Genomic DNA, 21,908 nt, shown 5'->3' on the forward strand with positions numbered 1-21,908 from the left:
GAGTGCCGGGGACGCGGACGCCGGGGCGGACGCAGACGCGGACGCGAACGTGGACGTGGACGTGGACGTGGACGTCGTCATCGGGCGCCGACGAGGCGGTCGTGCCAGGCCACGGCGCTCTGGTCGGTCAGGGACGCGACCTGGTCGACGACCACGCGCCTCCGGCCGGCGTCGTCGTCGGCGACGGCCCAGTCGGCGGCGAAGCCGGGGTCGAGCTCGGAGTCGCCGGCCTGCCACAGGGCGTCGGCGAGCGTGGTGAGCACCTCGCGCTGTCGCTCGTAGATGGGCTGACGGTGCCCCTGGGTCATCACGAAGGCCGCCGTGATGCCCTTGAGCACGGCGATCTCGCCGATGACGTCGGGCGAGATGACCATGCTGGCGCTGAAGCGGATGAGCGACTGCTCGGCGTACGACTCGCGCGTGGACTGCGTGGCGGAGCCCGCGAAGCGGCCGATGAGCTGGCTCGTCAGGTTCTTCAGGCGCGCCTGGTCGAGCCGGCCGCCGTCGTACGACCGCAGCCAGAACGGCTGCCGACGCAGGCGCTCGAAGGCCTCGACCAGCTCGTCGCGGCTCAGCTCGCCCCCGACCCACGCGTGCATCGCGGTGACGAGGGCCTCGTGGCCGTCGAGCGATCCGAGGCTCGAGACGTCGACGTAGCCGTTGACGACCGCGTCCTCGAAGTCGTGGACCGAGTACGCGATGTCGTCGCTGAGGTCCATCACCTGCGCCTCGATGCAGCGCCGTCGGCGGGGAGCGCCGGCACGCAGCCACTCGAAGGCGGCCGTGTCGTCGTCGTAGAAGCCGAACTTCATGCGCCCGCCCGGGTCGGGCACGCCCTGCGCGGCCGGCCAGGGGTACTTGCAGCTGGCGTCGAGGCTCGCCCGGGTCAGGTTCAGCCCGAAGCTGCGACCGGTGGCGTCGATCACCTTCGGCTCGATGCGGGTGAGCAGGCGCAGGGTCTGCGCGTTGCCCTCGAAGCCGCCGATGCCGGCGGCCCACTCGTTCAGCGCCCGTTCGCCGTTGTGCCCGAAGGGCGGGTGGCCCAGGTCGTGGGCCAGGCAGGCGGTGTCGACGACGTCGGGGTCGAGGCCGAGGCTCGTGGCCAGCTCGCGGCCCACCTGCGCGACCTCGAGCGAGTGCGTGAGCCGGTTGCGGGCGAAGTCGAGCCCGGCGGTGGGGCTCAGCACCTGCGTCTTCGCGGCGAGGCGCCGCAGCGCGCTGGAGTGCAGCAGCCGCGCCCGGTCGCGGGCGAAGTCGCTGCGCCGGTTCGAGTGCTGCTCGGGCAGCCAGCGCTCGGAGTCGGCGGGGGCGTAGTCGACGCCGACGCCCTGCAGGGAGGCAGTGGTCACCGGGGGCCTCTCGGGATGGCGGGGACGGACGAGATCGGGGAGGTGCGGCGCACGGAGGGCGGGACGGGCACCGCTCAGCCGCCGCTGTGGTGCAGCTCGGCCGCGACGAGCTCGCCGCGGAACGCCTCGTCGAGCTCGCGGCTCTCGAGCCAGCGGTCGGGCAGCGACGGGCGCTTGGGGCTGCCGGCGCGGCCGCGCGGGCCCTCGGCCGCGTCGCCGGGATAGGGCTGCTCGGCGTCGAGGGTGGCGAGGAGGTCGTCCATCTGCTGCAGCGACTCGACCGCGGCCAGCGCGGCCCGGGTGTCGCCGCCCACGGGGTAGCCCTTGAAGTACCACGCGACGTGCTTGCGGATGTCCCGGCAGGCGTGCGGCTCGTCGCCGTCGTAGAACTCGACCAGGAGCTCGGCGTGGCGGCGGAACGCCGCGGCCACCTCGCCCAGCGCGGGCTCGGCCTTCTGCTCCTCGCCGCGGAACGCGGCCGCCAGGTCGCCGAACAGCCACGGCCGCCCGAGGCAGCCGCGACCCACGACGACCCCGTCGCAGCCAGTCTCGTCGACCATGCGCAGCGCGTCGGCGGCCGACCAGATGTCGCCGTTGCCGAGCACGGGAACGCTCGTGACGGTCTGCTTCAGCTTCTCGATGGCCGACCAGTCGGCCTGGCCCGAGTAGTACTCGGAGGCGGTGCGGGCGTGCAGGGCGACGCTCGCGACGCCTGCCCCCTCGGCCGCCCGGCCGGCCTCGAGGTACGTGAGGTGGTCGTCGTCGATGCCCTTGCGCATCTTGACGGTCAGCGGGACGTCGCCGGCAGCCGCGACGGCGCGCTCCACGATCTCGCGGAACAGCCCTATCTTCCAGGGCAGGGCGGCGCCCCCGCCGCGGCGCGTGACCTTCGCCACGGGGCAGCCGAAGTTCAGGTCGATGTGGTCGGCGCGGTCCTCGGCCACGAGCATGGTGACCGCCTCGGCCACCGTGTTCGGCTCGACGCCGTAGAGCTGGATGCTGCGCGGGGTCTCGCTCTCGTGGTGCGTGATGAGGCGCATCGACTCGGGAGTGCGCTCGACGAGGGCGCGGCTGGTGATCATCTCGCTGACGTAGAGCCCGGCGCCGTGCTCTCGGCACAGCCGCCGGTACGCCGTGTTCGTGATGCCGGCCATGGGCGCGAGCACGACGGGCGACGCGACGTCGATCGGGCCGATCGAGAGGCCGCGGGAGGGCAGTGTGGTGGTGGTCATCGGTACGATTCTCCCATGAGCGACGCGCCCTCGTCAGACCCTGCCGGCCCGCCTGTGGACGACTCCGCGGACGAGGGCGAGGTGCAGGGACGAGGCACCGCGCGCCTCCTCGCCGACGCCTCCGCGCGCGGGCTCGCCGTCGAGGTCGTCGGACGCCCCGCGGCGGACAGCCTCGAGGCGGCGGCCGCGCTGCTCGGCGTCGAGGCGTCGTCCGTGGTCAAGAGCCTCGTCGTGAAGCGGCACGACGGCTCGTTCCTCTTCGCGCTCGTGCCGGGCGACCGGCAGATCTCCTGGAAGAAGCTGCGCGCCGTCGTCGGCGTCAACAAGTTGTCCCTGCCCAGCGCCGACGTCGCGCTCGAGGCCACGGGGTACGAACGGGGCACGATCACGCCCGTCGGCAGCACGACGGCCTGGCCCGTCGTGGTCGACGAGCGCATCGTCGGCCGCCGCGTCGCGATGGGCGCGGGCGGGCACGGGCTGAGCGCCTTCGTCGAGGCCGACGACCTCGTGGCCGCGTACGACGCGACCGTGGCGGACATCAGCGACTGACCCGCGCCTCCTGGGCTGCCGGCGCCTGCCGCGCCCGCGCCTCCTCGGGGTCGGGCGCCTCGGCGAGCTGGGCCCCCGCCGGGTCGGCGAGGCCGGGCAGCAGGCAGGAGTCGCCCTCGCAGGCGAGCGCGTCCGCATCGCCCAGCATCGAGAAGCCGCTCACCGGTCTCCCCCTGCCGGAGCGGCGGACGCGGCGAGCTCGGAGCGCACCTGCTCGAGCGCGGCCAGGAACGCCTCCGGCGCCTGGGCGCCCGAGATGCCGTACTTGCCCTCGAGCACGAAGAAGGGCACGCCGGTGATGCCGAAGGCCTGCGCCTGCTGCTGGTCGGCCCGGACGTCGGAGAGGTAGCGGTCGCTCTCGAGCGCCTCGACGACCTCGTCGTGGTCGAGCCCGACCTCCGCGGCCAGCTCGGCCAGGTCCGCGACCCGGCCGACGTGCCGCCCCTCGACGAAGTAGGCGGCGAGCAGGCGCTCGGTCATCTCGAGCTGCAGGCCGCGGGCCTTGGCGAAGTGCAGCAGCTGGTGCGCCAGCACCGTGTTCGTGTGGTGCAGCGAGCCGAAGTCGTAGGCGAGCCCCACCTCGGCGGCGATGCCGGTGACCTGGTCGAGCATGCCCCGCACCTGGTCGGCGGGCATGCCCTTGTGCCTCGACAGGAAGTCGACCTCGTCGCCCTCGAAGTCGACCGGGGTGTCGGGCGACAGCTCGAACGAGTGGTACTCGACCTCGACCTCGCCGTCGAAGCGCGACGCGGCGTCCTCGAACTTGCGCTTGCCGATGTAGCACCACGGGCAGGCGATGTCGCTCCACACGTCGATCTTGATCGGGGCGGCGGACGGGGCGGAGGCGGTGGTCGGGTCGGTCACGACAGGGCCAAGTCCCGCGCCCCCGGCGGCATTCCCGGCGGGCCGCCGAGCCGCCATCGCCGCCTGCCCCGCGGCCCGAGCACCCGGGGCAGGGGCGACGCCGGCGAGCGAGCCGCGCGCGGACCGCCGGCCAGCTCCACGAGCGCGACGACCGCCTCCTCGACGTCGCGCCACCGGTCGCGGACCTGCCGGTAGCTGACGCGGCACGGGACGTACCCGCAGGCGATCGTGAGCAGGTCCTTGCGGCGGTCGCGCTCGAAGTGGTCGGCGTGGTGCTCCCGGCCGTCGGTCTCCAGCGACGCCATGCCGTCGACGACGTGGTCGACGGCCTCCCCGCGCGGGCCGACGACGACCTGGCGCACGACGACGTGCCCAGCCAGGCGCAGGCGGGTGCCCGCCGCGCTCTCGAGGATGCTCTGGGCTCCGGGGTCGCTCCAGTCGGCCAGCCAGGCGGCGTCGGCACGGTGCCGGCCGAGCACGGCACGGTCGTCGTCCTCGGTGATGAGCCCCTCGGAGCGGGCCCAGTCGGCGAGGACGACCGCCTCCTCGAGATCACCGGCCTCGACGACCGCGCGGGCGAGGGCGTCCCGCGGGTCCACCGTGGCCGCTCCCCCGCGCTCGGCCACGTCGGGCCCGTCCCACACGACGCGGACCCCGAGCCGACGACGCAGCCTCGACGCCGTGCGCGGCACCGAGACGACCACCGGCGGAGGCCACCGCGACCACGACCACGCCCCGAGCCGGTGCAGGGCCGACGCCCCGGTCAGCCGCCCGCCGACGGCGACGGCAACGAAGCGGGGGTCGTCCGGCGGCCACGTCGAGTACCAGCCCCGGCGCGGACGCCGCACCCGGCCCGCACGGACTGCGACGGTCAGGTGCCGGTCGGTCGCGCCGAGGGCCACGAGGTCCCGCTTGTGCAGCAGCCCGCCTGCCCCTGACACCAGGTCGCCGATCGTCGTCATGCCCCGAGCGTGGCCGACCGGCCGCGGGCGTGCCGCGACCTGGCCACCCGCTGGGGAGGGCCCGAGGCGGCGGGGCGCCTGGGGAGGAGGCATCCGCCGCGCCCCGCCGCCCCGGGGGCGCGTCGGCGACGTGCGTCGTCGGCTGCGTCCGCCTCCCGGTCCCGCCCGCTCCCTCCGGTCGGCAACTCCTGACGGGTGCCACCGCCGCGGGTCGACGACGGCGTCCCCTCCCCCGCGTCGGGCACCCGTGAGGAGTTGCCGACGCCCTGACGCGCCGCCGGGCAGACGTCAGGACGCGCGGCCGAGCACGCGCCGGGACGCGCCGCCGGGCACGCGTCGGGACGCGCGGCCGGGCACGCGCCGCCCGGGCGTCGGCAACTCCTGCACGACGCAGCCCCGAGGAGGCGCCCACCAGCCCGCCGCGGAACGGTCGGCACACCCGTCAGGAGTTGCCGACGACGGGAGGCGCCGCCGAGCAAGCGCGGGAGGCGACGAGAGGCGCAGGACGCGGCGAGCGGCGCACGCGCTCGCGCACGCGCACGCGCACGAGCTCGAGCGAAGACAGCAGCAGGGCCCGGTGCTCGGCACCGGGCCCTGCGGCAGACGCCGGTGCTCGGCACCGGCCCCTGAACGTCTACGCCCCGAGCAGCTGCTCGGCGAGGTAGCCGCGCAGCGCGGAGAGCGGCATGCGCTCCTGCGCCATGGTGTCGCGCTCGCGCACGGTCACGGCGTCGTCCTCGAGCGAGTCGAAGTCGACGGTGACGCAGAACGGCGTGCCGATCTCGTCCTGTCGGCGGTACCGGCGGCCGATGGCGCCGGCGTCGTCGAAGTCGATGTTCCAGTACTTGCGCAGATCGGCGGCCAGGCCGCGGGCGAGCGGCGACAGCTGCTCGTTGCGGCTCAGCGGGAGCACGGCGACCTTGATGGGAGCGAGTCGGCGGTCGAGCTTGAGCACGGTCCGCTTGTCGACCCCGCCCTTGGCGTTGGGCGCCTCGTCCTCCGTGTAGGCGTCGACGAGGAACGCCATGAGCGACCGGGTGAGGCCCGCGGCGGGCTCGATCACGTAGGGCGTCCAGCGCTCGTTCTTGGCCTGGTCGAAGTACGAGAGGTCCTTGCCGGACGCGGCCGCGTGGGTCTTGAGGTCGTAGTCGGTGCGGTTCGCGATGCCCTCGAGCTCGCCGAACTCGCCGCCCGCGAACCGGAAGCGGTACTCGATGTCGACGGTGCGCTTGGAGTAGTGCGACAGCTTCTCGGCCGCGTGCTCGTAGAGGCGCAGGTTCTCGGGGTCGATGCCGAGGTCGACGTACCACTGCAGGCGCGCGTCGATCCAGTACTGGTGCCACTCTTCGTCGGTGCCGGGCTCGACGAAGAACTCCATCTCCATCTGCTCGAACTCGCGGGTGCGGAAGATGAAGTTGCCGGGCGTGATCTCGTTGCGGAAGCTCTTGCCGATCTGGCCGATGCCGAACGGGGGCTTGATGCGTGACGACTGCAGGATGTTGTCGAAGTTCGTGAAGATGCCCTGCGCCGTCTCGGGCCGCAGGTACGCCATGCCCTGTTCGTTGTCGACGGGGCCCAGGAACGTCTTGAGCAGGCCCGAGAAGTTCTGCGGCTCGGTCCACGAGCCCGGCTGGCCGGTCTCGGGATCGCGCACGTCGGCGAGGCCGTTCTCCGGCGGGTGGCCGTGCTTGGCCTCGTACGCCTCGAGCAGGTGGTCGGCACGGTAGCGCTTGTGCGTGTGCAGCGACTCGACGAGCGGGTCGCTGAACACCTCGACGTGCCCGGACGCCTCCCACACCTGGCGGGGCAGGATGACGGCGGAGTCGAGGCCCACGACGTCGTCCCGGCCCTGCACCATGGTCTGCCACCACTGGCGCTTGATGTTCTCCTTCAGCGCGACGCCGAGGGGACCGTAGTCCCAGGCCGACCGGGACCCGCCGTAGATCTCGCCCGACTGGAAGACGAACCCTCGGCGCTTGGCCAGGGCGATGACGGAATCGAGACGGTTGGGTGCTGCCACGTGGTGTGCTCCTGGGAGTCGGTCCGGGCCCGGGGCCCGGCGGTCGAGGTACCCGGCAACTCTAGCCGCGCCGCCGCGGCCCGCCGCCCCGGCCGTGCTCTCGGGGTCAGCGACCCGCGGAGGCGGCCACCGCCTCCACGTCCTCGCTCGTGTTCCAGAGGTGGAACGCCACGCGCACGCGACCGGCCCGCGCCGACACGGTCAGGCCGGCACGGCTCATCGCCGCGGCGGCGGCGCCGTCGGCGTCGGCCCACGTCACGACGGCCTGCCCCTGCGGCGGCAGGTCGAGCCGACGACAGAGCTCGTCGCCGAGGCCGGAGGCGTGGGCCCAGGTGTCGGCGGGGTCGAGTCGGGAGAAGGTGTCGAGCGCCGCGGCCGCGCCGGGCCACACGGGCCACGCGGGCGACACATCGAAGGCGCGGGCGTCGCCGGCGAGGTCCATCGCGGGCCCGTAGCACGACGCCCAGACGGACCGCCCCGCGTACCAGCCGGCCTGGACCGGACGCAGCTCGGCCAGGGCACGGTCGGAGAGGGTCATGAAGGCCGCGCCCCGGGGGCAGCAGAGCCACTTGTAGGCGTGCCCGACCGAGACGTCCCAGAGGGAGGCGTCGACCGGCAGGACACCGGCCGCCTGCGTCACGTCGCAGACGGTCAACGCCCCGTGCGCCGCCGCGGCCGCGCGCACGCCGGCGTCGTCGGCCACGACCCCGGTGGCCGACTGCACCGCGGACCAGGCCACGCACCACGTCGAGGGGCCGAGCGCCCCGGCGAGCTCGTCCACCGGCACGCTGCGCACCGTCACGCCGCGGTGCGCCTGCTGCAGGAACGGGAACACGACCGAGCTGAAGTCGCCGTCGACGCAGACGACCTCGGCCCCGTCGGGTGCGGCGGCGGCGACCACGGCCATCATCGCCGACGTCTGCGACCCGACCGCGACGCGTGACGCGGGCACGCCGACGAGCCTCGCGTACGACGCCCGCGCCTGCTCGACCACGTCGCCGTAGTCGACCGGCGACCGGGACCCGGTGGCCCACCGGTCGAGGTCGTCGCGCTGCGCGGAAAGGGTCTCGGCCAGGGGCAGGCCCATCGTGCACGCGGCCAGGTAGCCGGTGGCGGGCGCGAAGCGGGCGGCGACCTCGGCGACGGTCAGGCTCGGGCTCGTGAGGTCCATCCACCCAGCGTGGGCGCGGGTCGCCCGATCGACAAGACCAGGCTGGTGACCGGAGCCATAACCGCGGGTTATGGTTCCGGGATGACCGACGACCTCGATCTGCTCACGCTGCGCATCGTCCGCGCGGTCGCCGACACCGGGACGGTCACCGCGGCCGCCGCCGAGCTCGGCTACAGCCAGCCCGCCCTCAGCCAGCACCTGCGACGGGCCGAGGCACGGGTGGGCCACCCCCTCCTGCTGCGCGCCGGGCGCGGGGTCGAGCTGACCGAGGCCGGCCGACGCCTGGCCGAGCACGCGGTCCACGTGCAGGCCGCCCTCGACGCCGCCCGCCAGGAGCTCGACCACCTGGGCGGCGCCGCCTCGGGAAGGGTGCGGCTCGCGGGCTTCCCCAGCGCCTCCTCGACCCTCGTGCCCGACGTGCTGTCGCAGCTGCGCGCCAGCCACCCCGGGCTGCAGGTCGACTACGTGGAGGCCGAGCCGCCCGAGGCGCTCCTGCTGCTGCGCGACGGCGCGGTCGACGCGGCCGTCGTCTTCCGGCACGCCGGTCGCCCGGCGCACGACCAGGAACGCGTGCCGAGCCAGCTGCGGGAGCGCTCGCTGTTCGTCGACCGGACCGTGCTCGTGCTGCCGCGCGAGCACCCCTTCGTCGAGGGCGACGACTTCGCCGGCCTCCGCGCCGAGCGCTGGATCGGCGGCTGCCCTCGCTGCCGGGGCCATCTGCTGACCACGTGCGCCGCCGCCGACTTCGAGCCCGACGTCGTCCTCGAGACCGACAACGCGCTCGCCGTGCTCGGTCTCGTCGCCGCGGGCCTCGGCATCGCGCTGCTGCCGGGGCTGTCGCTGCAGTCGGCGGCGATCCCCGCCGAGGTGCGCGTCGTCACGCTGCCCCCGGCCGTCGCGCGCGTGATCGGCGTCGCGCACCGTCGCGGCGCGCGCCGCGTGCCGAGCATCCGGGTGCTGACGGAGGCGGTGGCGGCGGTCGACCCCGGTCGCCACGGTCTCGAGACGGCCGGGCTCGAGGCCGCCGGGGCCGAGGCCGTGTCGGCGGGCCCGGCTAGGCTGACCGGACCGTCCAGGAAGGTGCCTGCTCCGTGAGAAGACGACTGACCGTCGCCGGCCTCGCCGCCGTCGTGCTGGTGGGCGTGACCGCCTGCTTCCCCGACCTGACGACCCTCGAGCCCGTCGACGGCGCCGGGTCCGGGTCGGGCTCCGGCCAGGCGGGCGGCGCGACCCAGGCACCGCAGCCGCAGGTCACCGGCGCCCCCGGCACCGGCGGCTCGTCGCCCGACGAGCTCGCGCCGGGCGGCACGCTGCTGAACCAGGTCAACTACAAGGACCTGACGATCTACGTCTACAGCGTCGGCACGCTCACCACGTCGGCACCGTCCATCTACGCCCGCCCCGACGGCACCGACCCGTACCCGGCCGGCACCACCGTAGAGGCCACGGCCTACGTGCTCGCGAACAACTCGCAGCGCCGGCTCGACCTGACCGACCTCAGCGCCGACTACTCCGCGTACGGCAACGACCTCGCCCAGCAGGACGTGTTCGCCGGGCAGGACCTGCTGACCGACGCCGGCTACTCGACCACCCTCGAGTCGGCGTTCCCGGCCGACGCGACGACCTGGTACCTGCTGCCGGGCGAGTCCGCGGTCTTCGCGAACGCGTGGTTCCACCGTCCTGCCGACGGCCCGCTGACGCTGCAGTTCCTCTGGCCGGCCGAGCGCATCTTCCTCGGCGCCAACATCCAGTTCTAGGCGACGCCCCCGCCGTCCGACCCGACCTCGACGGGGTCGGGGGCAGCCGCGGAGGCGGTGGGCGCGTCGACCGCACCCCCGAACCGACGCGAGCGGCGTGCGTAGGTGACGACCGCCTCCCACAGGTCGGTCCGGGTGAAATCGGGCCAGAGCTGGTCGAGGAACACCATCTCGGCGTACGCCGACTGCCACAGCAGGAAGTTGCTCGTGCGCTGCTCGCCCGAGCTGCGGACGAAGAGGTCGACGTCGGGCAGCTCGGGCGCGTACAGGTGCCGCTGGATGAGCTTCTCGGTCACGCCCGACGGCTTCAGGCGGCCGGCGGCGACGTCGTCGGCGATGGCCCGCACGGCGTCGGCGATCTCGGTGCGGCCGCCGTAGTTGACGCACATGGTCAGGGTGAGGACGTCGTTGTGACGGGTCAGCTCTTCGGCGAACTGGAGCTCCTTGATCACCGACCCCCACAGGCGCGGCTTGCGGCCCGCCCAGCGGACGCGAACGCCCCAGGCGTTCAGCTGGTCGCGCCGCCGGTGCAGGACGTCGCGGTTGAAGCCCATCAGGAACTTGACCTCGTCGGGCGAGCGCTTCCAGTTCTCGGTCGAGAACGCGTAGACGCTGAGGTGCTTCACGCCGAGCTGGATGGCGCCCGCGACGACGTCGAGCAACGACGCCTCACCGCGCTTGTGGCCCTCGACGCGCGACAGCCCCCGGGCGTTGGCCCACCGGCCGTTGCCGTCCATGACGATCGCGACGTGCTCGGGCACGGCGCCCCGCGGCAGCTCGGGCGGGTACAGGCCCGTCCAGTCGACGGGGCGCCAGTCGACGGCGTCGCGGTGCGTCTTCTTCACGGGGTGCCTTCCCTGGAGGCGGCGGGCAGCGCCCGGCCGGGCTCGCGGTCGATGTGCTGCAGCGACCTGAGGCCGCGCTCGAGGTGCCACTGCGTGTAGGCCGCGACGACGCCGCTGGCCTGGTTGCGCGTCGCGTCCGGGGCCGCGTCCGCCGCCTCCCAGTCGCCCGTCAGCAGAGCCGACAGCAGCGCCAGGGCGGGAGGCGCCAGGCGGGGAGCGCCCGGAGGCGCCTGCGAGTCGGCCACCACTCCCCCGAGCTGGACGACGAACGCCGAGTGCGGGCCCGGTGCGCCGGTGACGGCGCAGTCGCCGAAGCTCGGCGACCAGCCGGCGATGCTGAGCGCCCGCAGCAGGTAGGAGTCGAGGGTCAGCTGGGGAGCGTGCTCGCGACGGCTCAGCGACCGGAGCGCACCGACGAGCAGGAGGTACTGCTGCAGGCCCGCCTCGGCGTCGGTCAGCTTGTCGGCCGTCTCGACCATGACGCTGCCGGCGGTGTAGCTCGCGTAGTCGGCCGCGATCAGGGCGCCGTAGGAACCCAGGGACTCCGCCTGCGTGACGACGTCGAGCGACCGTCCCTCCCAGAGCTGCACGTCGGCGACCATCATCGGCTCGAGCCGGGAGCCGAACTTCGAGCCGGTGCGGCGGACCCCCTTGGCCACGGCGCGGATCTTGCCGTGCTGGCGACTGAGCATCGTGAGGATGCGATCGGCCTCACCCAGCTTGTGGGTGCGCAGCACGACGCATTCATCACGGTAGACGGGCACCTGCCCATGATCCCACGCGTGGTACAAGTGCAGGATGCACGCCACGGCCCTCGCCATCCCCCTCTGGGCTGATCTGCTCGCGGTCGGCGTCGGCAGCCTGCAGGGCGCGATGTTCGCCTCCGAGTTCAAGGACCGCCGACTCGACCTGCTCGGCATCGCCATCATCGGCATCGCGACGGGCCTCGGCGGCGGCATCCTGCGCGACGTGCTGCTCGGCCAGGTGCCCCGGGCCATGTCGAGCAACTGGTACCTGCTCGTCGCGGTCGGGGCGGCGCTCGTGGGCATGGCGCTGCAGCGCCTGTTCCACCGCCTCGCGGGCGTGATCACCGCGCTCGACGCCCTGACCATCGGGCTGTTCGGCGCCATCGGGTCGACGAAGGCGCTGTCGTTGGGCCTGCCCGAGATCCCCGCGGTGTTCGTGGGCGTGATCTCGGCCGTGGGCGGCTCGGTGCTGCGCGACCTGCTGATGAACCTGACGATCGCCATGATGCACGTCGGGTCGTTGTACGCGGTGGCGGCAGGGGCGGGCACGGTCGTGCTCGTCGGCATGGTGACCTTCGGGGCGCCGGTCGCCGTCTCCGCGATCGTCGGCGTGTCGGTGACGCTCGTGATCCGGCTGCTCGCCGTGCGGTTCGGGTGGACGCTGCCGGAGCAGCGCGCGCTCAGCCGGCTGCCCCGCTGGCGTCGGCCGCGCTGACGCGGCCGGGCCCGGTCCGGTCCGGGACCCGGTGCGGGTCCAGCCCGGGATTTGGTGCGAGTGCGAATGCGGGTGCTGAGGCGCATGCGGGTGCCGGTTCGGCGCCCACGCCGCGTCGGCAACTCCTGATCCGCGTCGCGCCCGGTGTGCCGGCGCCGCACGCGAGCGCCCGCGACAGGGCGGTCATCAGGAGTTGCCGACAGGGCGGAGCAGGAGCGTCGACGGACACGCCGCACGTCGGCAACTCCTGAACAGCGGCGCGCCCGGTCCGGCCGCGGCGCGCAGCGCCGCTCGTGAGCGGGCACGAGCACGCAGGGTGCAGGAGTTTCTGACCGGGCGGAGCAGGAGCGTCGACGGACAGACCGCACGTCGGCAACTCCTGAACAGCGGCGCGCCCGGTCCGGCCGCGGCGCGCAGCGCCGCCCGGGGGCGGGCTCGGAACACGCAGGATGCAGGAGTTGTCGACAGGGCGGAGCCGGGCCGCCACGACAGGAGCAGGCGAGGAGGCGGGCGGGACGGCCGGGACGGGACGGCCGGGGCGGGCAGCGTGAGCCACCCGCCCCGGCGGCGCGCTAGGCGGTGGCCAGCTCGCGGACCTGCGAGGTGCGCCGCACGGCGCGGTTCACGGCCGAGACGATGGCCTTGAGCGACGCCGTCGAGATGTCGGCGTCGATGCCGACGCCCCAGAGCCGGGTGCCGTCGACGTCGAGCTCGACGTAGGCGGCCGCCTGGGCGTCGCCACCCTCGCTGAGCGTGTGCTCGACGTAGTCGTAGAGCTCGACCTGCACCCCGTGGTCGGCCAGCACCTGGATGAACGCGTCGACCGGGCCCTTGCCGCGGCCCGAGGTCGTCTCGACCGAGTCGCCGACGCGCAGGTCGACGTCGAGGGTCGTGACTCCGCTCATGTCGCTCGACGTGCCCGTGCGGGCGAGCTCGAAACGGCCCCACTTGTCGTCGTCGACCGGGGCCGGGAGGTACTCGTCCTGGAAGATGGACCAGATGTGCGAGCTCGACATCTCGCCGCCTTCGGCGTCGGTGCGGGCCTGGACGACGCCGCTGAACTCGATCTGCAGCTTGCGCGGCAGGTCGAGCGCGTGGTCGGCCTTGAGCAGGTACGCGACCCCGCCCTTGCCCGACTGCGAGTTGACCCGGATGACCGCCTCGTAGCTGCGCCCGAGGTCTTTCGGGTCGACCGGCAGGTACGGCACGGCCCAGACGAGGTCGTCCACGCTCGTGCCCGCCGCCTCGGCCTCGGCGGCCATGGCCTCGAAGCCCTTCTTGATGGCGTCCTGGTGCGAGCCGCTGAAGGCGGTGTAGACCAGGTCGCCGGCCCAGGGGCTGCGCTCGGGCACGGGCAGCTGGTTGCAGTGCTCGGCGGTGCGCTTGACCTTGTCGAGGTCGCTGAAGTCGATCTGGGGGTCGATGCCCTGGGTGAAGAGGTTGATGCCCAGCGCGACGAGGTCGACGTTGCCGGTGCGCTCCCCGTTGCCGAACAGGCAGCCCTCGATGCGGTCCGCGCCTGCCAGGTAGCCGAGCTCGGCGGCGGCGATGCCCGTGCCCCGGTCGTTGTGGGGGTGCAGCGAGAGGATCACGCTGTCGCGCCGGGCCAGTCGACGGTGCATCCACTCGATCGAGTCGGCGTACACGTTGGGCGTCGCCATCTCGACCGTCGCGGGCAGGTTGACGATGACCGGTCGCTCGGGCGTCGCGTCGAACGCCTCGATCACCTGGTTGCAGATGTCGAGGGCGAAGTCGAGCTCCGTGCCCGTGTAGCTCTCGGGCGAGTACTCGTAGAACACGGCCGTCTCGGGGACGGTCTTCTCGGCCTCGCGGCACAGCCGCACGCCCTCGAGGGCGACGTCGACGATGCCCTGCCGGTCGGTGCGGAAGACGACCTCGCGCTGCAGCACGCTGGTCGAGTTGTACAGGTGCACGATCGCCTGCTTCGCGCCGGCGATCGCCTCGTAGGTGCGGGCGATCAGGTGCTCGCGGGCCTGCGTCAGCACCTGGATGGTCACGTCGTCGGGGATCGCCCCCGTCTCGATGAGGCTGCGGACGAAGTCGAAGTCGGTCTGCGACGCGCTCGGGAACCCGACCTCGATCTCCTTGTAGCCCATGCCGACGAGCAGGTCGAACATGATGCGCTTGCGCTCGGGGCTCATCGGGTCGATCAGGGCCTGGTTGCCGTCGCGCAGGTCGACGGCGCACCAGCGCGGGGCCTGCTCGATGCGGCGGGAGGGCCACGTGCGGTCGGGCAGGTCGACGACGATCTGCTCGTGGAACGGGCGGTACTTGTGGATCGGCATCCCCGAGGGGGTCTGTGCGTTCTTCATGTCTCAGGTCTTCTCTGGCCCGGCGACGGGGCCTCAGCGCGTGGATGGTGTCGGCCGACGACGAACTCCGCGACGAGGGAGGCCTGGGTCAGGACTCGTCGCGGCAGCTAAGGAGGAGCAGACGGGACAGCACACGCCGAATCTAGCATCCGCGTCGGGTCCGTGACGGACGAGCGCCGAGGAGGCGGTGGTCGAGAGCCGAGGAGGCGCCGGTCGGGCGGTCAGGCCCGCTCGGCCTCCGCCCCGGTCGCGCCCGTCAGCGCGCGAGACCGTGCTCGTAGGCGAAGACGACCAGCTGCACCCTGTCGCGCAGGGACAACTTGGACAGCACCCGGCTGATGTGCGTCTTGACCGTGGCCTCGCTGAGGTACTCGAGACCGGCGATCTCGGAGTTGCTGAGGCCCCGGGCCGCGAGGTCGAAGATGTCGCGCTCCCGACTGGTCAGGGTCTCGAACGAGGCGGGCACCGTGGCCGCGCGCGCCGAGCGGCCGTCGAAGTGCTCGAAGAGCTCGCGCGTCGCGGAGGCGGCGATGACGGCGTTGCCCGCGTGCACCGTGCGGATCGCGGCGAGGAGGAACTCCGGGTCGGCGTCCTTGAGGACGAAGCCGCTCGCACCGCCCCGGATGGCCCGCGTCGCGGCCTCGTCGAGGTCGAACGTCGTCAGCACGATGATGCGGGGCGGGCGCCGTGCCGCGGCGTCGGCCTGCGCGAGGACGGCGCTCGTCGCCGCGATGCCGTCCATCACCGGCATGCGGATGTCCATCAGGACCACGTCGGGCTGGGTCGCGGCGACCACGGCCACGCCCTCTTCGCCGTTGCTGGCCTCGCCGACGAACTCGAGGTCGGGCTGGGATCCGACGAGCATCTTGATGCCGGCGCGGAACAGCGCCTGGTCGTCGACGAGCGCGACGCGGATGGTGGTGGTCATCGGATCATCCCTACTTCTTGCGTGAGCGCCAGTGTCGGCACGATGGCGTGGACGACGAAGCGGCCGTCGGCGTCCTGGGTGGTGAGCGACCCGCCCGCGAGGCTCGCGCGCTCGCGCATCCCGTCGAGGCCGTGCCCGCCGCCGCGCCGGAGCTCGCCGGTCGAGCGCGTGTCGACGGCCCCGGTCGCGGGCCGGACGATGTTCGAGACCACGAGGTGGAGCGCGTCGTAGCGCCAGTCGAACAACAGGTCGACGGGTGCCTCGCGCACGCCGTGTCGCAAGGCGTTCGTCAGCGACTCCTGGACGATGCGGAACACGGCGAGCTGCCGGTTCATCCCGAGCTGCTGGGGGTCGCCCTGGACCCGGTGCTCGATGACGAGGCCGGAGGCGCGCATCTGCTCGAGGAGGCGGTCGAGATCGCCCAGCGCCGGCTGCGGCGCCTCGCCCTGGCTGTGCCGGAGCTGGCCCAGCAGCACGCGCACGTCGCCGAGCGCCTCGCGAGCCGTGCCCGCGATGGTGACGAGCGCCTCGTCGACGCTGCTCGGGTCGACCCGTGCCGCGTAGCGGGCGCCGTCGGCCTGGGCGATCACGACGGCGAGGGAGTGAGCGACCACGTCGTGCATGTCGCGGGCGATGCGGTTGCGCTCCTGTTCGACGGCGATGTCGCGCTCGGCCCGGGCGGCGTCGCCCTCGGCCCGGGCGGTCTCGCGCTCGGCCCTCGCGGTCTCGCGCTCGGCCGTCAGCTGCGCCTCGCGGCTGACCCGCTCGGCGGAGCGCGCCCGCGTGAGGAGCCCGCCGGCCCAGGGCAGGCCGAGCAGGCCGAGGAACCCGAGGAACGTGATGCCCAGCTGCAGCATGATGCGGACCACGTCGGTGATGCCCGAGATGTCGTAGTCGATGCCGAAGAGCGTGGTCTGCACGACGGCGACGTAGAAGGTGCCGACCACCGCGCCGACCGCGACCGACGCGAGGCCGGCCCACTTGGCCCGGTCGCTGCCGTAGGCGGCCACCGTGTAGAGCACGGCGCAGATCGCGAGGTTGGCGACGCCGGGCGTCAGCCGGGCGGTCATCTCGCCGACGGCGACGAGCCAGGCGATCGTCAGGGCGAGGGACGGCGAGAGCCGACGCACGGCCGCGGCGCCGACCATGCCGAGGACGACGAGGAGGCTCGCGGCCCGTTCGTCGGGGAACAGCAGCGAGACGAACCCGAGGAGGAAGGCCGCCGACACGTCGACGACCACCTGGTAGGGGGCGAGGCGGCGGAAGCTCATCCGACGAGCGTAGAGCCCGGCAGGACCCCGCGGGGCGGCTCCTGCCGGGTCGACGACCACCGACCGACGCGGATCATCCTGTGGAGGGACGGCCCCGCCCGGGCCTCAGAAGCCGAGGCGCCCCAGCAACTTCGGGTCGCGCTGCCAGTCCTTCGCGACCTTGACGCGGATGGACAGGAACACCTGCTGGCCGACGAGCGGCTCGATCTGCGCCCGCGCCCGGGCCCCGACCTCGCGGAGCCGCGCGCCGCCCTTGCCGATGACGATCGCCTTCTGGCTGTCGCGCTCGACGAAGAGGTTGGCGTAGATCTCGAGGATGTCCTTGTCGTCGCGCTGCACCATGTCGTCGATGGTGACGGCCAGCGAGTGGGGCAGCTCGTCCTGCACGCCCTCGAGCGCGGCCTCGCGGACGAACTCGGACACCCTGTCCTCCAGGACCTCCTCGGTGACGGCGTCGGACGGGTAGAGGGCAGGCGAGAGGGGCATGAGGGCGATGAGCTCGTCGGCGAGCACGTCGAGCTGCTCGTCGCCGAGGGCCGAGATGGGGATGATCGACTCCCAGTCGCGCAGCCGGCTCACCGCGAGCAGCTGCTCGGCGACGGCGGGTCGCGAGATCGTGTCGGTCTTGGTGACGATCGCGACCTTCTTCGCGCGCGGGAACGCGTCGAGCTGCTCGTTGATGAACTTGTCGCCGGGCCCGATCTTCTCGTCGGCCGGGATGCAGAGGCCGATGACGTCGACGTCGCCGAGGGTGGTCTGGACGACGTCGTTGAGGCGCTCTCCCAGCAGGGTGCGAGGCCGGTGCATCCCCGGGGTGTCGACGAGCACGAGCTGGCCGGAGGGGTGGTGGACGATGCCGCGGATGGCCCGGCGGGTCGTCTGCGGCTTCGACGAGGTGATGGCGACCTTCTCGCCGACGAGCGCGTTCGTCAGGGTCGACTTGCCCACGTTCGGCCTGCCGACGAACGAGACGAAGCCCGCCCGGTGGTCGGGGCCGGCGGCGGGCGGGGTGGGCTGGACGGTGTCGTCGCCGGTGGCGGTCATGGTGCTTCTCTCGGGGAGGGGACGGGATCGGTGTCGGACAGGGCCGCCTGCGCGGAGACCAGGGCAGGGTCACGCTCGACGAGGACGGTCTGCAGGTCGCGACGTCGCCCCTCCGTGCGGTCGGCCGTGAGCACGAGACCGGAGACGGTGACGGTCGAGCCCTTCTCGGGCAGTCGGCCGAGCTGCTTCGTGAGCAGGCCGCCGACGGAGTCGACGTCGTCGTCCTCGAGCTCGATGCCGAACAGGTCGCCCAGCTCGTCGACGGCGAGGCGTGCGCTGACGCGGAACACGCCCGGCGAGATCTCGCGGTGCTCGGCGACCGTGCGGTCGTACTCGTCGCTGATGTCGCCGACCAGCTCTTCGATCAGGTCTTCGAGGGTGACGAGGCCGGCGATGCCGCCGTACTCGTCGACGACCATCGCGAGGTGGTTCTTGTCGAGCTGCATCTGGCGGAGGGCGTCGTCGGCCTTCTTGGACTCGGGCACGAAGACCGCGGGCCGGGCGAGGTCGGACACGGGCGCGTCGTCGTCGCCCGCGTGCTCGTGGAGGCGGCGGGCGAGGTCGCGCAGGTACACCACGCCGACCACGTCGTCGCTGTCGCGGCCGACGACGGGCACGCGCGAGACGCCCCGACCGAGGAACAGGCTCATCGCCGACCGCACCGAGGCCGTGGACTCGATCGTGACCATGTCCGTGCGGGGCACCATGACCTCGCGGACGACGGTGTCGCTGAACTCGAAGATGGAGTGGATGAGCTCGCGGTCGTCCTCTTCGAGGACGTCGAGCTCGGTCGCCTCGTCGACCATGCTCAGCAGCTGCTCCTCGGACGAGAAGGAGGCGCTGCGGGGTCGGCCCGGCGTCACCTTGTTGCCGACGGCGACGAGCAGGTCGGCCAACGGCCCGAGCACGACGCGGACGGCCCGCACGAGCCCGGCCGTCGCGACGACGAGGCCGCGTGCGTGGGCCCGGCCGACGCTGCGGGGGCTGGAGCCCACGAGGACGAACGAGACGAGCGTCATGATGAGCGCCGAGAGGAGGAGGGCGACCCACCACCGCTCGACCGTGAAGGCGAACGACAGCGACACGAGCACCGCGGCCGAGGTCTCGGCCACGATTCGCATGAAGTTGACGGCGTTGACGTGGGCGCCGACGTCGGCCGCCACGGCGAGCAGCGAGGCACTGCTGCGCGGCGAGGACTCGGCCTCTTCGTGCAGGTCGCCACGGCTCAGCACGCCCAGCGCGGAGTCGACCGCCGCGAGGAGTCCCCCGAAGACGACGAGCACGACGGCCACGATGACGAACACGGTGACCATCACGGCGTCACCGTCTCTCGTCGGCGCCGGCGAAGGCGGCGAGGATCTCGCGCTGCAGCCCGAACATCTCGCGTTCGTCGTCGGGCTCGGCGTGGTCGAAGCCGAGCAGGTGGAGGACCCCGTGGCACGTCAGCAACAGCATCTCGTCGAGCGGGCTGTGGCCCGCCGTCGCCGCCTGGGCGATCGCGACCTGGGGGCAGACGACGATGTCGCCGAGCAGGCCGGCCGGCGTGGGCTCGTCCTCCGTGCCCGGCCGGAGCTCGTCCATCGGGAAGCTGAGGACGTCGGTGGGCCCGGGCTCGTCCATCCACTGGACGTGCAGCTGCTCCATCGCCGACTCGTCGACGAGGACGATGGCGAGCTCGGCCTCGGGGTGCACGTGCATCTGGTCGAGGGCGAAGGTCGCCAGCCGCTGGATGGCGGCCTCGTCGACCTCGACGCTCGATTCGTTGTTGACCTCGATGCTCATCGGTGGCCCTTCTCCGGGAGGCCGTCCCGGTCCGTGGGCGGCCGTCGTCGTGCACGGTCGCCCCCCACGGCGGCCTCGGCCGCCTCCTGCCGCTCGGCCCGCAGTGCCTGCCGCTCGGCGTCGAAGGTCGTGTAGGCGTCGACGATGCGGCCGACGAGGGTGTGGCGGACGACGTCGTCGCTCGTCAGGCGGGCGAAGTGGATGTCGTCGATGTCGCCGAGCACCTTCGTCACGAGCTGCAGGCCGCTCGTGCCCGTGGGGAGGTCGACCTGCGTGACGTCGCCCGTCACCACCATCCGCGAGCCGAAGCCGAGCCGGGTGAGGAACATCTTCATCTGCTCGGGCGTCGTGTTCTGCGCCTCGTCGAGCACGACGAAGGAGTCGTTGAGGGTGCGCCCGCGCATGTAGGCCAGGGGCGCGACCTCGACCGTGCCCGCGGCCAGGAGCTTGGGGACGATCTCCGGGTCCATCATCTCGTTGAGCGCGTCGTAGAGCGGCCGCAGGTACGGGTCGATCTTGTCGGTGAGCGTGCCCGGCAGGAAGCCGAGCCGCTCGCCGGCCTCGACGGCGGGGCGCGTCAGGATGATGCGCTGCACCTCGCGGCGCTGCAGGGCCTGCACGGCCTTCGCCATGGCGAGGTACGTCTTGCCGGTGCCGGCGGGGCCGATGCCGAACGTGATCGTGTGCTCGTCGATGGCGTCGACGTACTGCTTCTGGCCCAGGGTCTTGGCGCGGACCGACTTGCCGCGGCTCGAGACGATGGGCTGCCCGAAGACGTCGGAGGGCGTGGCCGCCCCGGAGTCGAGCAGCTTGGCCGACGTCTCGACCTCGGCCGGCGCGAGGTCGTGACCGCCGCGCACGAGCTCGATCAGCTCGTCGACGAGCCCTCGGGCGCGGGCCACGGAGGCGGTGGGGCCCTCGAGGGCCACCTCGTTGCCGCGCACGAGCACCCGGACGTCGGGGTACTGCTTCTCAACGGCGCGCAGCAGGCGGTCCTGGGGACCGAGCAGCTGGACCATGGCGACGCCGTCGACGGTGAGGTCGACGCGCGACGTGCCCTCGCCGGTGGGCAGAGGGTCGGTGGAGCGGGTCTCGCTAGTGGGCAAGGGAGCCTTCCTCGAGGGGGCCTGCGAGCACGTGGGCGTGCACGTGGAACACGGTCTGGCCGGCGGACGCGCCGGTGTTGAAGATGAGGCGGAACTCGCCGGTGCCGCCCGACGCGGCGGCGACCTCGTCGCCGAGCACCGCGGGGTCGGACGCCAGCCGCGAGGCGGTGGCGACCATCTCGGCGAGCAGCGCCGGGTCGGCGGCCGCGAGCTCGACGACGTCGCGGTGCCGCTCGGTCTTGGGGACGACGAGCACGTGGAACGGGGCCTGCGGCGCGATGTCGCGGAACGCGATGAGCCGCTCGTCTTCGTAGACGACGTCGGCCGGGATCTCGCGGGCCACGATGCGGCTGAAGACGGAGGGCCCGGTCGCTGCGGGCTGTGTCTCGGACATGCACCCCATGGTAGTCGTGGCCCCCGACACCCGGCTGGCCGACGCCGGGCTCACCGACGCCGAGCCGGCCGGCACCGAGCCGGCCGCGGCCCGGCCTACCAGCGCCCGAGCCGCACGCTGAGGACGGCGAGGGCCGCGGGCCCCGCCGTCGAGGTGCGCAGCACCGAGTCGCCGAGCCGCACCGGCACGGCCCCGGCCGCCGCGAGCAGCTCGAGCTCGGCGGGCGAGACGCCGCCCTCGGGGCCGACCACCACCAGGATCGACGACGGGGCGCCTCCTCCGGTCTCGAGGTCGACCTCGGACAGGGCCCGCTCGGCCGTGGGCTCGAGCACGAGCACCGTCTCGGAGGACGCGCGCGCGGCGACGCGGGCGGTCGTGGCCAGCTCGGACACCTCGGGCGCCCAGGGGCGCACGGCCTGCTTCGTGGCCTCGCGGGTGATCGCCCGCCACCGAGCCGTGCCCTTCGCGACCTTCGCGCCCTCCCAGCGGGAGACGCTCCGCGACGCGGACCACGGCACGACCTCGTCGACGCCCAGCTCGGTCGCGGCCTGGACCGCGAGCTCGTCGCGGTCGCCCTTCGCCAGGGCCTGGACGAGCACGAGCCGGGTCGCCGGACGCTCGACCCGGGTGACCTCGGCCGCCACGAGCACGAGGCGGTCGGGGGCCGCCTCGACGACCTCGCCGCGCACGGACGTGCCCCGGCCGTCCCCGAGCGCCAGCGACTCGCCGGCCCGCACCCGGCTCACCGTCACGGCGTGCCGGGCCTCCTGCCCGCCGACGACCACGGTGCTGCCGACGGACGCGTCGGCGAGGTCGTCGACCAGGTAGAAGTGCGCCACG

Annotated in this window: 22 protein-coding genes; 4 read left to right on the forward strand and 18 right to left on the reverse strand. The window is 73.3% G+C overall.

Going from position 1 to position 21,908, the window contains the following annotated elements:
• Positions 1 to 77: 77 nt before the first annotated feature.
• Positions 78 to 1,349: a deoxyguanosinetriphosphate triphosphohydrolase gene (locus tag FHR78_RS01670; RefSeq protein ID WP_166758777.1), complete on the reverse strand. Its 1,272-nt coding sequence runs from the start codon at positions 1,347 to 1,349 to the stop codon at positions 78 to 80.
• Between the two features lie 74 nt (positions 1,350 to 1,423).
• On the reverse strand, positions 1,424 to 2,581 hold the full coding sequence (dusB, locus tag FHR78_RS01675; RefSeq protein ID WP_166758778.1) for a tRNA dihydrouridine synthase DusB: 1,158 nt from the start codon (positions 2,579 to 2,581) through the stop codon (positions 1,424 to 1,426).
• A 15-nt stretch (positions 2,582 to 2,596) separates the two neighbouring features.
• On the opposite strand from dusB, the gene FHR78_RS01680 reads away from it, so the two are divergent.
• Positions 2,597 to 3,130 carry an aminoacyl-tRNA deacylase gene (locus FHR78_RS01680; RefSeq protein ID WP_166758779.1) on the forward strand — a complete coding sequence of 178 codons (534 nt, stop codon included), beginning with the start codon at positions 2,597 to 2,599 and terminating at the stop codon, positions 3,128 to 3,130.
• Here FHR78_RS01680 and FHR78_RS01685 read toward each other — a convergent pair.
• From FHR78_RS01685 to FHR78_RS01705, 5 genes are all read right to left on the reverse strand, one after another.
• The gene (locus FHR78_RS01685; protein ID WP_166758780.1) at positions 3,120 to 3,293 is read right to left on the reverse strand and encodes a hypothetical protein; all 174 of its coding nucleotides are present in this window, start codon (positions 3,291 to 3,293) and stop codon (positions 3,120 to 3,122) included. The genes FHR78_RS01680 and FHR78_RS01685 overlap by 11 nt on opposite strands.
• Positions 3,290 to 3,994 (reverse strand): DsbA family oxidoreductase, encoded by a 705-nt coding sequence (locus FHR78_RS01690; RefSeq protein ID WP_347878003.1) that lies wholly within the window; start codon positions 3,992 to 3,994, stop codon positions 3,290 to 3,292. Before FHR78_RS01690 ends, FHR78_RS01685 begins: the two co-directional genes overlap by 4 nt.
• Positions 3,991 to 4,956 (reverse strand): glycyl-tRNA synthetase, encoded by a 966-nt coding sequence (locus tag FHR78_RS01695; protein WP_166758782.1) that lies wholly within the window; start codon positions 4,954 to 4,956, stop codon positions 3,991 to 3,993. Before FHR78_RS01695 ends, FHR78_RS01690 begins: the two co-directional genes overlap by 4 nt.
• 634 nt (positions 4,957 to 5,590) lie before the next feature.
• Positions 5,591 to 6,976 (reverse strand): glycine--tRNA ligase, encoded by a 1,386-nt coding sequence (locus FHR78_RS01700; protein WP_166758783.1) that lies wholly within the window; start codon positions 6,974 to 6,976, stop codon positions 5,591 to 5,593.
• A 106-nt stretch (positions 6,977 to 7,082) separates the two neighbouring features.
• Positions 7,083 to 8,147 (reverse strand): aminotransferase class V-fold PLP-dependent enzyme, encoded by a 1,065-nt coding sequence (locus tag FHR78_RS01705; RefSeq protein WP_166758784.1) that lies wholly within the window; start codon positions 8,145 to 8,147, stop codon positions 7,083 to 7,085.
• 81 nt (positions 8,148 to 8,228) lie between these two features.
• Between FHR78_RS01705 and FHR78_RS01710 the strand changes: the two genes are divergently transcribed.
• Positions 8,229 to 9,242 carry a LysR family transcriptional regulator gene (locus FHR78_RS01710; RefSeq protein ID WP_166758785.1) on the forward strand — a complete coding sequence of 338 codons (1,014 nt, stop codon included), beginning with the start codon at positions 8,229 to 8,231 and terminating at the stop codon, positions 9,240 to 9,242.
• Positions 9,239 to 9,904 (forward strand): hypothetical protein, encoded by a 666-nt coding sequence (locus FHR78_RS01715; RefSeq protein WP_166758786.1) that lies wholly within the window; start codon positions 9,239 to 9,241, stop codon positions 9,902 to 9,904. Before FHR78_RS01710 ends, FHR78_RS01715 begins: the two co-directional genes overlap by 4 nt.
• Here the strand turns inward: FHR78_RS01715 and FHR78_RS01720 are convergent.
• Complete coding sequence (locus FHR78_RS01720) at positions 9,901 to 10,749, reverse strand: isoprenyl transferase (protein WP_166758787.1); 849 nt, start codon at positions 10,747 to 10,749, stop codon at positions 9,901 to 9,903. The genes FHR78_RS01715 and FHR78_RS01720 overlap by 4 nt on opposite strands.
• The gene (gene recO / locus FHR78_RS01725; RefSeq protein WP_166758788.1) at positions 10,746 to 11,513 is read right to left on the reverse strand and encodes a DNA repair protein RecO; all 768 of its coding nucleotides are present in this window, start codon (positions 11,511 to 11,513) and stop codon (positions 10,746 to 10,748) included. The genes FHR78_RS01720 and recO overlap by 4 nt, the downstream gene beginning before the upstream one ends.
• Before the next feature lie 34 nt (positions 11,514 to 11,547).
• On the opposite strand from recO, the gene FHR78_RS01730 reads away from it, so the two are divergent.
• Positions 11,548 to 12,210 carry a trimeric intracellular cation channel family protein gene (locus FHR78_RS01730; protein WP_166758789.1) on the forward strand — a complete coding sequence of 221 codons (663 nt, stop codon included), beginning with the start codon at positions 11,548 to 11,550 and terminating at the stop codon, positions 12,208 to 12,210.
• Positions 12,211 to 12,782: 572 nt separating this feature from the next.
• On the opposite strand, the gene leuA is transcribed toward FHR78_RS01730, so the two are convergent.
• The 9 genes from leuA to FHR78_RS01775 all read right to left on the reverse strand — a co-directional run bounded on the left by leuA (position 12,783) and on the right by FHR78_RS01775 (position 21,907).
• Positions 12,783 to 14,543 carry a 2-isopropylmalate synthase gene (gene leuA / locus FHR78_RS01735; RefSeq protein WP_166758790.1) on the reverse strand — a complete coding sequence of 587 codons (1,761 nt, stop codon included), beginning with the start codon at positions 14,541 to 14,543 and terminating at the stop codon, positions 12,783 to 12,785.
• A gap of 256 nt (positions 14,544 to 14,799) precedes the next feature.
• Positions 14,800 to 15,471 (reverse strand): response regulator, encoded by a 672-nt coding sequence (locus FHR78_RS01740; protein WP_166758791.1) that lies wholly within the window; start codon positions 15,469 to 15,471, stop codon positions 14,800 to 14,802.
• Positions 15,468 to 16,742, reverse strand: a complete 1,275-nt coding sequence (locus FHR78_RS01745; RefSeq protein ID WP_166758792.1) for a sensor histidine kinase — start codon at positions 16,740 to 16,742, stop codon at positions 15,468 to 15,470. Before FHR78_RS01745 ends, FHR78_RS01740 begins: the two co-directional genes overlap by 4 nt.
• A 105-nt stretch (positions 16,743 to 16,847) precedes the next feature.
• Positions 16,848 to 17,786, reverse strand: a complete 939-nt coding sequence (gene era, locus FHR78_RS01750; RefSeq protein ID WP_166758793.1) for a GTPase Era — start codon at positions 17,784 to 17,786, stop codon at positions 16,848 to 16,850.
• Entirely contained in the window at positions 17,783 to 19,099 is a 1,317-nt protein-coding gene (locus FHR78_RS01755; RefSeq protein ID WP_208392856.1) for a hemolysin family protein, read from the reverse strand. The genes era and FHR78_RS01755 overlap by 4 nt, the downstream gene beginning before the upstream one ends.
• Positions 19,100 to 19,106: 7 nt before the next feature.
• Complete coding sequence (gene ybeY / locus FHR78_RS01760) at positions 19,107 to 19,568, reverse strand: rRNA maturation RNase YbeY (protein ID WP_166758795.1); 462 nt, start codon at positions 19,566 to 19,568, stop codon at positions 19,107 to 19,109.
• On the reverse strand, positions 19,565 to 20,587 hold the full coding sequence (locus FHR78_RS01765) for a PhoH family protein (protein WP_208392857.1): 1,023 nt from the start codon (positions 20,585 to 20,587) through the stop codon (positions 19,565 to 19,567). Before FHR78_RS01765 ends, ybeY begins: the two co-directional genes overlap by 4 nt.
• A gap of 76 nt (positions 20,588 to 20,663) precedes the next feature.
• A complete protein-coding gene (locus tag FHR78_RS01770; protein ID WP_166758797.1) occupies positions 20,664 to 21,068 on the reverse strand; it encodes an HIT domain-containing protein in 405 nt (134 codons plus the stop codon).
• Positions 21,069 to 21,163: 95 nt separating this feature from the next.
• Positions 21,164 to 21,907 carry a 16S rRNA (uracil(1498)-N(3))-methyltransferase gene (locus tag FHR78_RS01775; protein ID WP_166758798.1) on the reverse strand — a complete coding sequence of 248 codons (744 nt, stop codon included), beginning with the start codon at positions 21,905 to 21,907 and terminating at the stop codon, positions 21,164 to 21,166.
• Position 21,908: the final 1 nt, after the last annotated feature.

Origin of the sequence: Frigoribacterium faeni, from assembly GCF_011761235.1 — a bacterium.
GTDB lineage: Bacteria > Actinomycetota > Actinomycetes > Actinomycetales > Microbacteriaceae > Frigoribacterium > Frigoribacterium faeni_A.

What these genes read in the sequence shown, in the direction of transcription:
- FHR78_RS01745 (WP_166758792.1), bottom strand. Translation starts at nt 16,742, where the DNA reads ATGAGCTTCCGCCGCCTCGCCCCCTACCAGGTGGTCGTCGACGTGTCG.
- FHR78_RS01755 (WP_208392856.1), bottom strand. Translation starts at nt 19,099, where the DNA reads ATGGTCACCGTGTTCGTCATCGTGGCCGTCGTGCTCGTCGTCTTCGGG.
- FHR78_RS01740 (WP_166758791.1), bottom strand. Translation starts at nt 15,471, where the DNA reads ATGACCACCACCATCCGCGTCGCGCTCGTCGACGACCAGGCGCTGTTC.
- FHR78_RS01710 (WP_166758785.1), top strand. Translation starts at nt 8,229, where the DNA reads ATGACCGACGACCTCGATCTGCTCACGCTGCGCATCGTCCGCGCGGTC.
- FHR78_RS01695 (WP_166758782.1), bottom strand. Translation starts at nt 4,956, where the DNA reads ATGACGACGATCGGCGACCTGGTGTCAGGGGCAGGCGGGCTGCTGCAC.
- FHR78_RS01770 (WP_166758797.1), bottom strand. Translation starts at nt 21,068, where the DNA reads ATGTCCGAGACACAGCCCGCAGCGACCGGGCCCTCCGTCTTCAGCCGC.
- leuA (WP_166758790.1), bottom strand. Translation starts at nt 14,543, where the DNA reads ATGAAGAACGCACAGACCCCCTCGGGGATGCCGATCCACAAGTACCGC.
- FHR78_RS01730 (WP_166758789.1), top strand. Translation starts at nt 11,548, where the DNA reads ATGCACGCCACGGCCCTCGCCATCCCCCTCTGGGCTGATCTGCTCGCG.
- FHR78_RS01680 (WP_166758779.1), top strand. Translation starts at nt 2,597, where the DNA reads ATGAGCGACGCGCCCTCGTCAGACCCTGCCGGCCCGCCTGTGGACGAC.
- FHR78_RS01705 (WP_166758784.1), bottom strand. Translation starts at nt 8,147, where the DNA reads ATGGACCTCACGAGCCCGAGCCTGACCGTCGCCGAGGTCGCCGCCCGC.
- FHR78_RS01765 (WP_208392857.1), bottom strand. Translation starts at nt 20,587, where the DNA reads ATGGTCCAGCTGCTCGGTCCCCAGGACCGCCTGCTGCGCGCCGTTGAG.
- dusB (WP_166758778.1), bottom strand. Translation starts at nt 2,581, where the DNA reads ATGACCACCACCACACTGCCCTCCCGCGGCCTCTCGATCGGCCCGATC.
- era (WP_166758793.1), bottom strand. Translation starts at nt 17,786, where the DNA reads ATGACCGCCACCGGCGACGACACCGTCCAGCCCACCCCGCCCGCCGCC.
- ybeY (WP_166758795.1), bottom strand. Translation starts at nt 19,568, where the DNA reads ATGAGCATCGAGGTCAACAACGAATCGAGCGTCGAGGTCGACGAGGCC.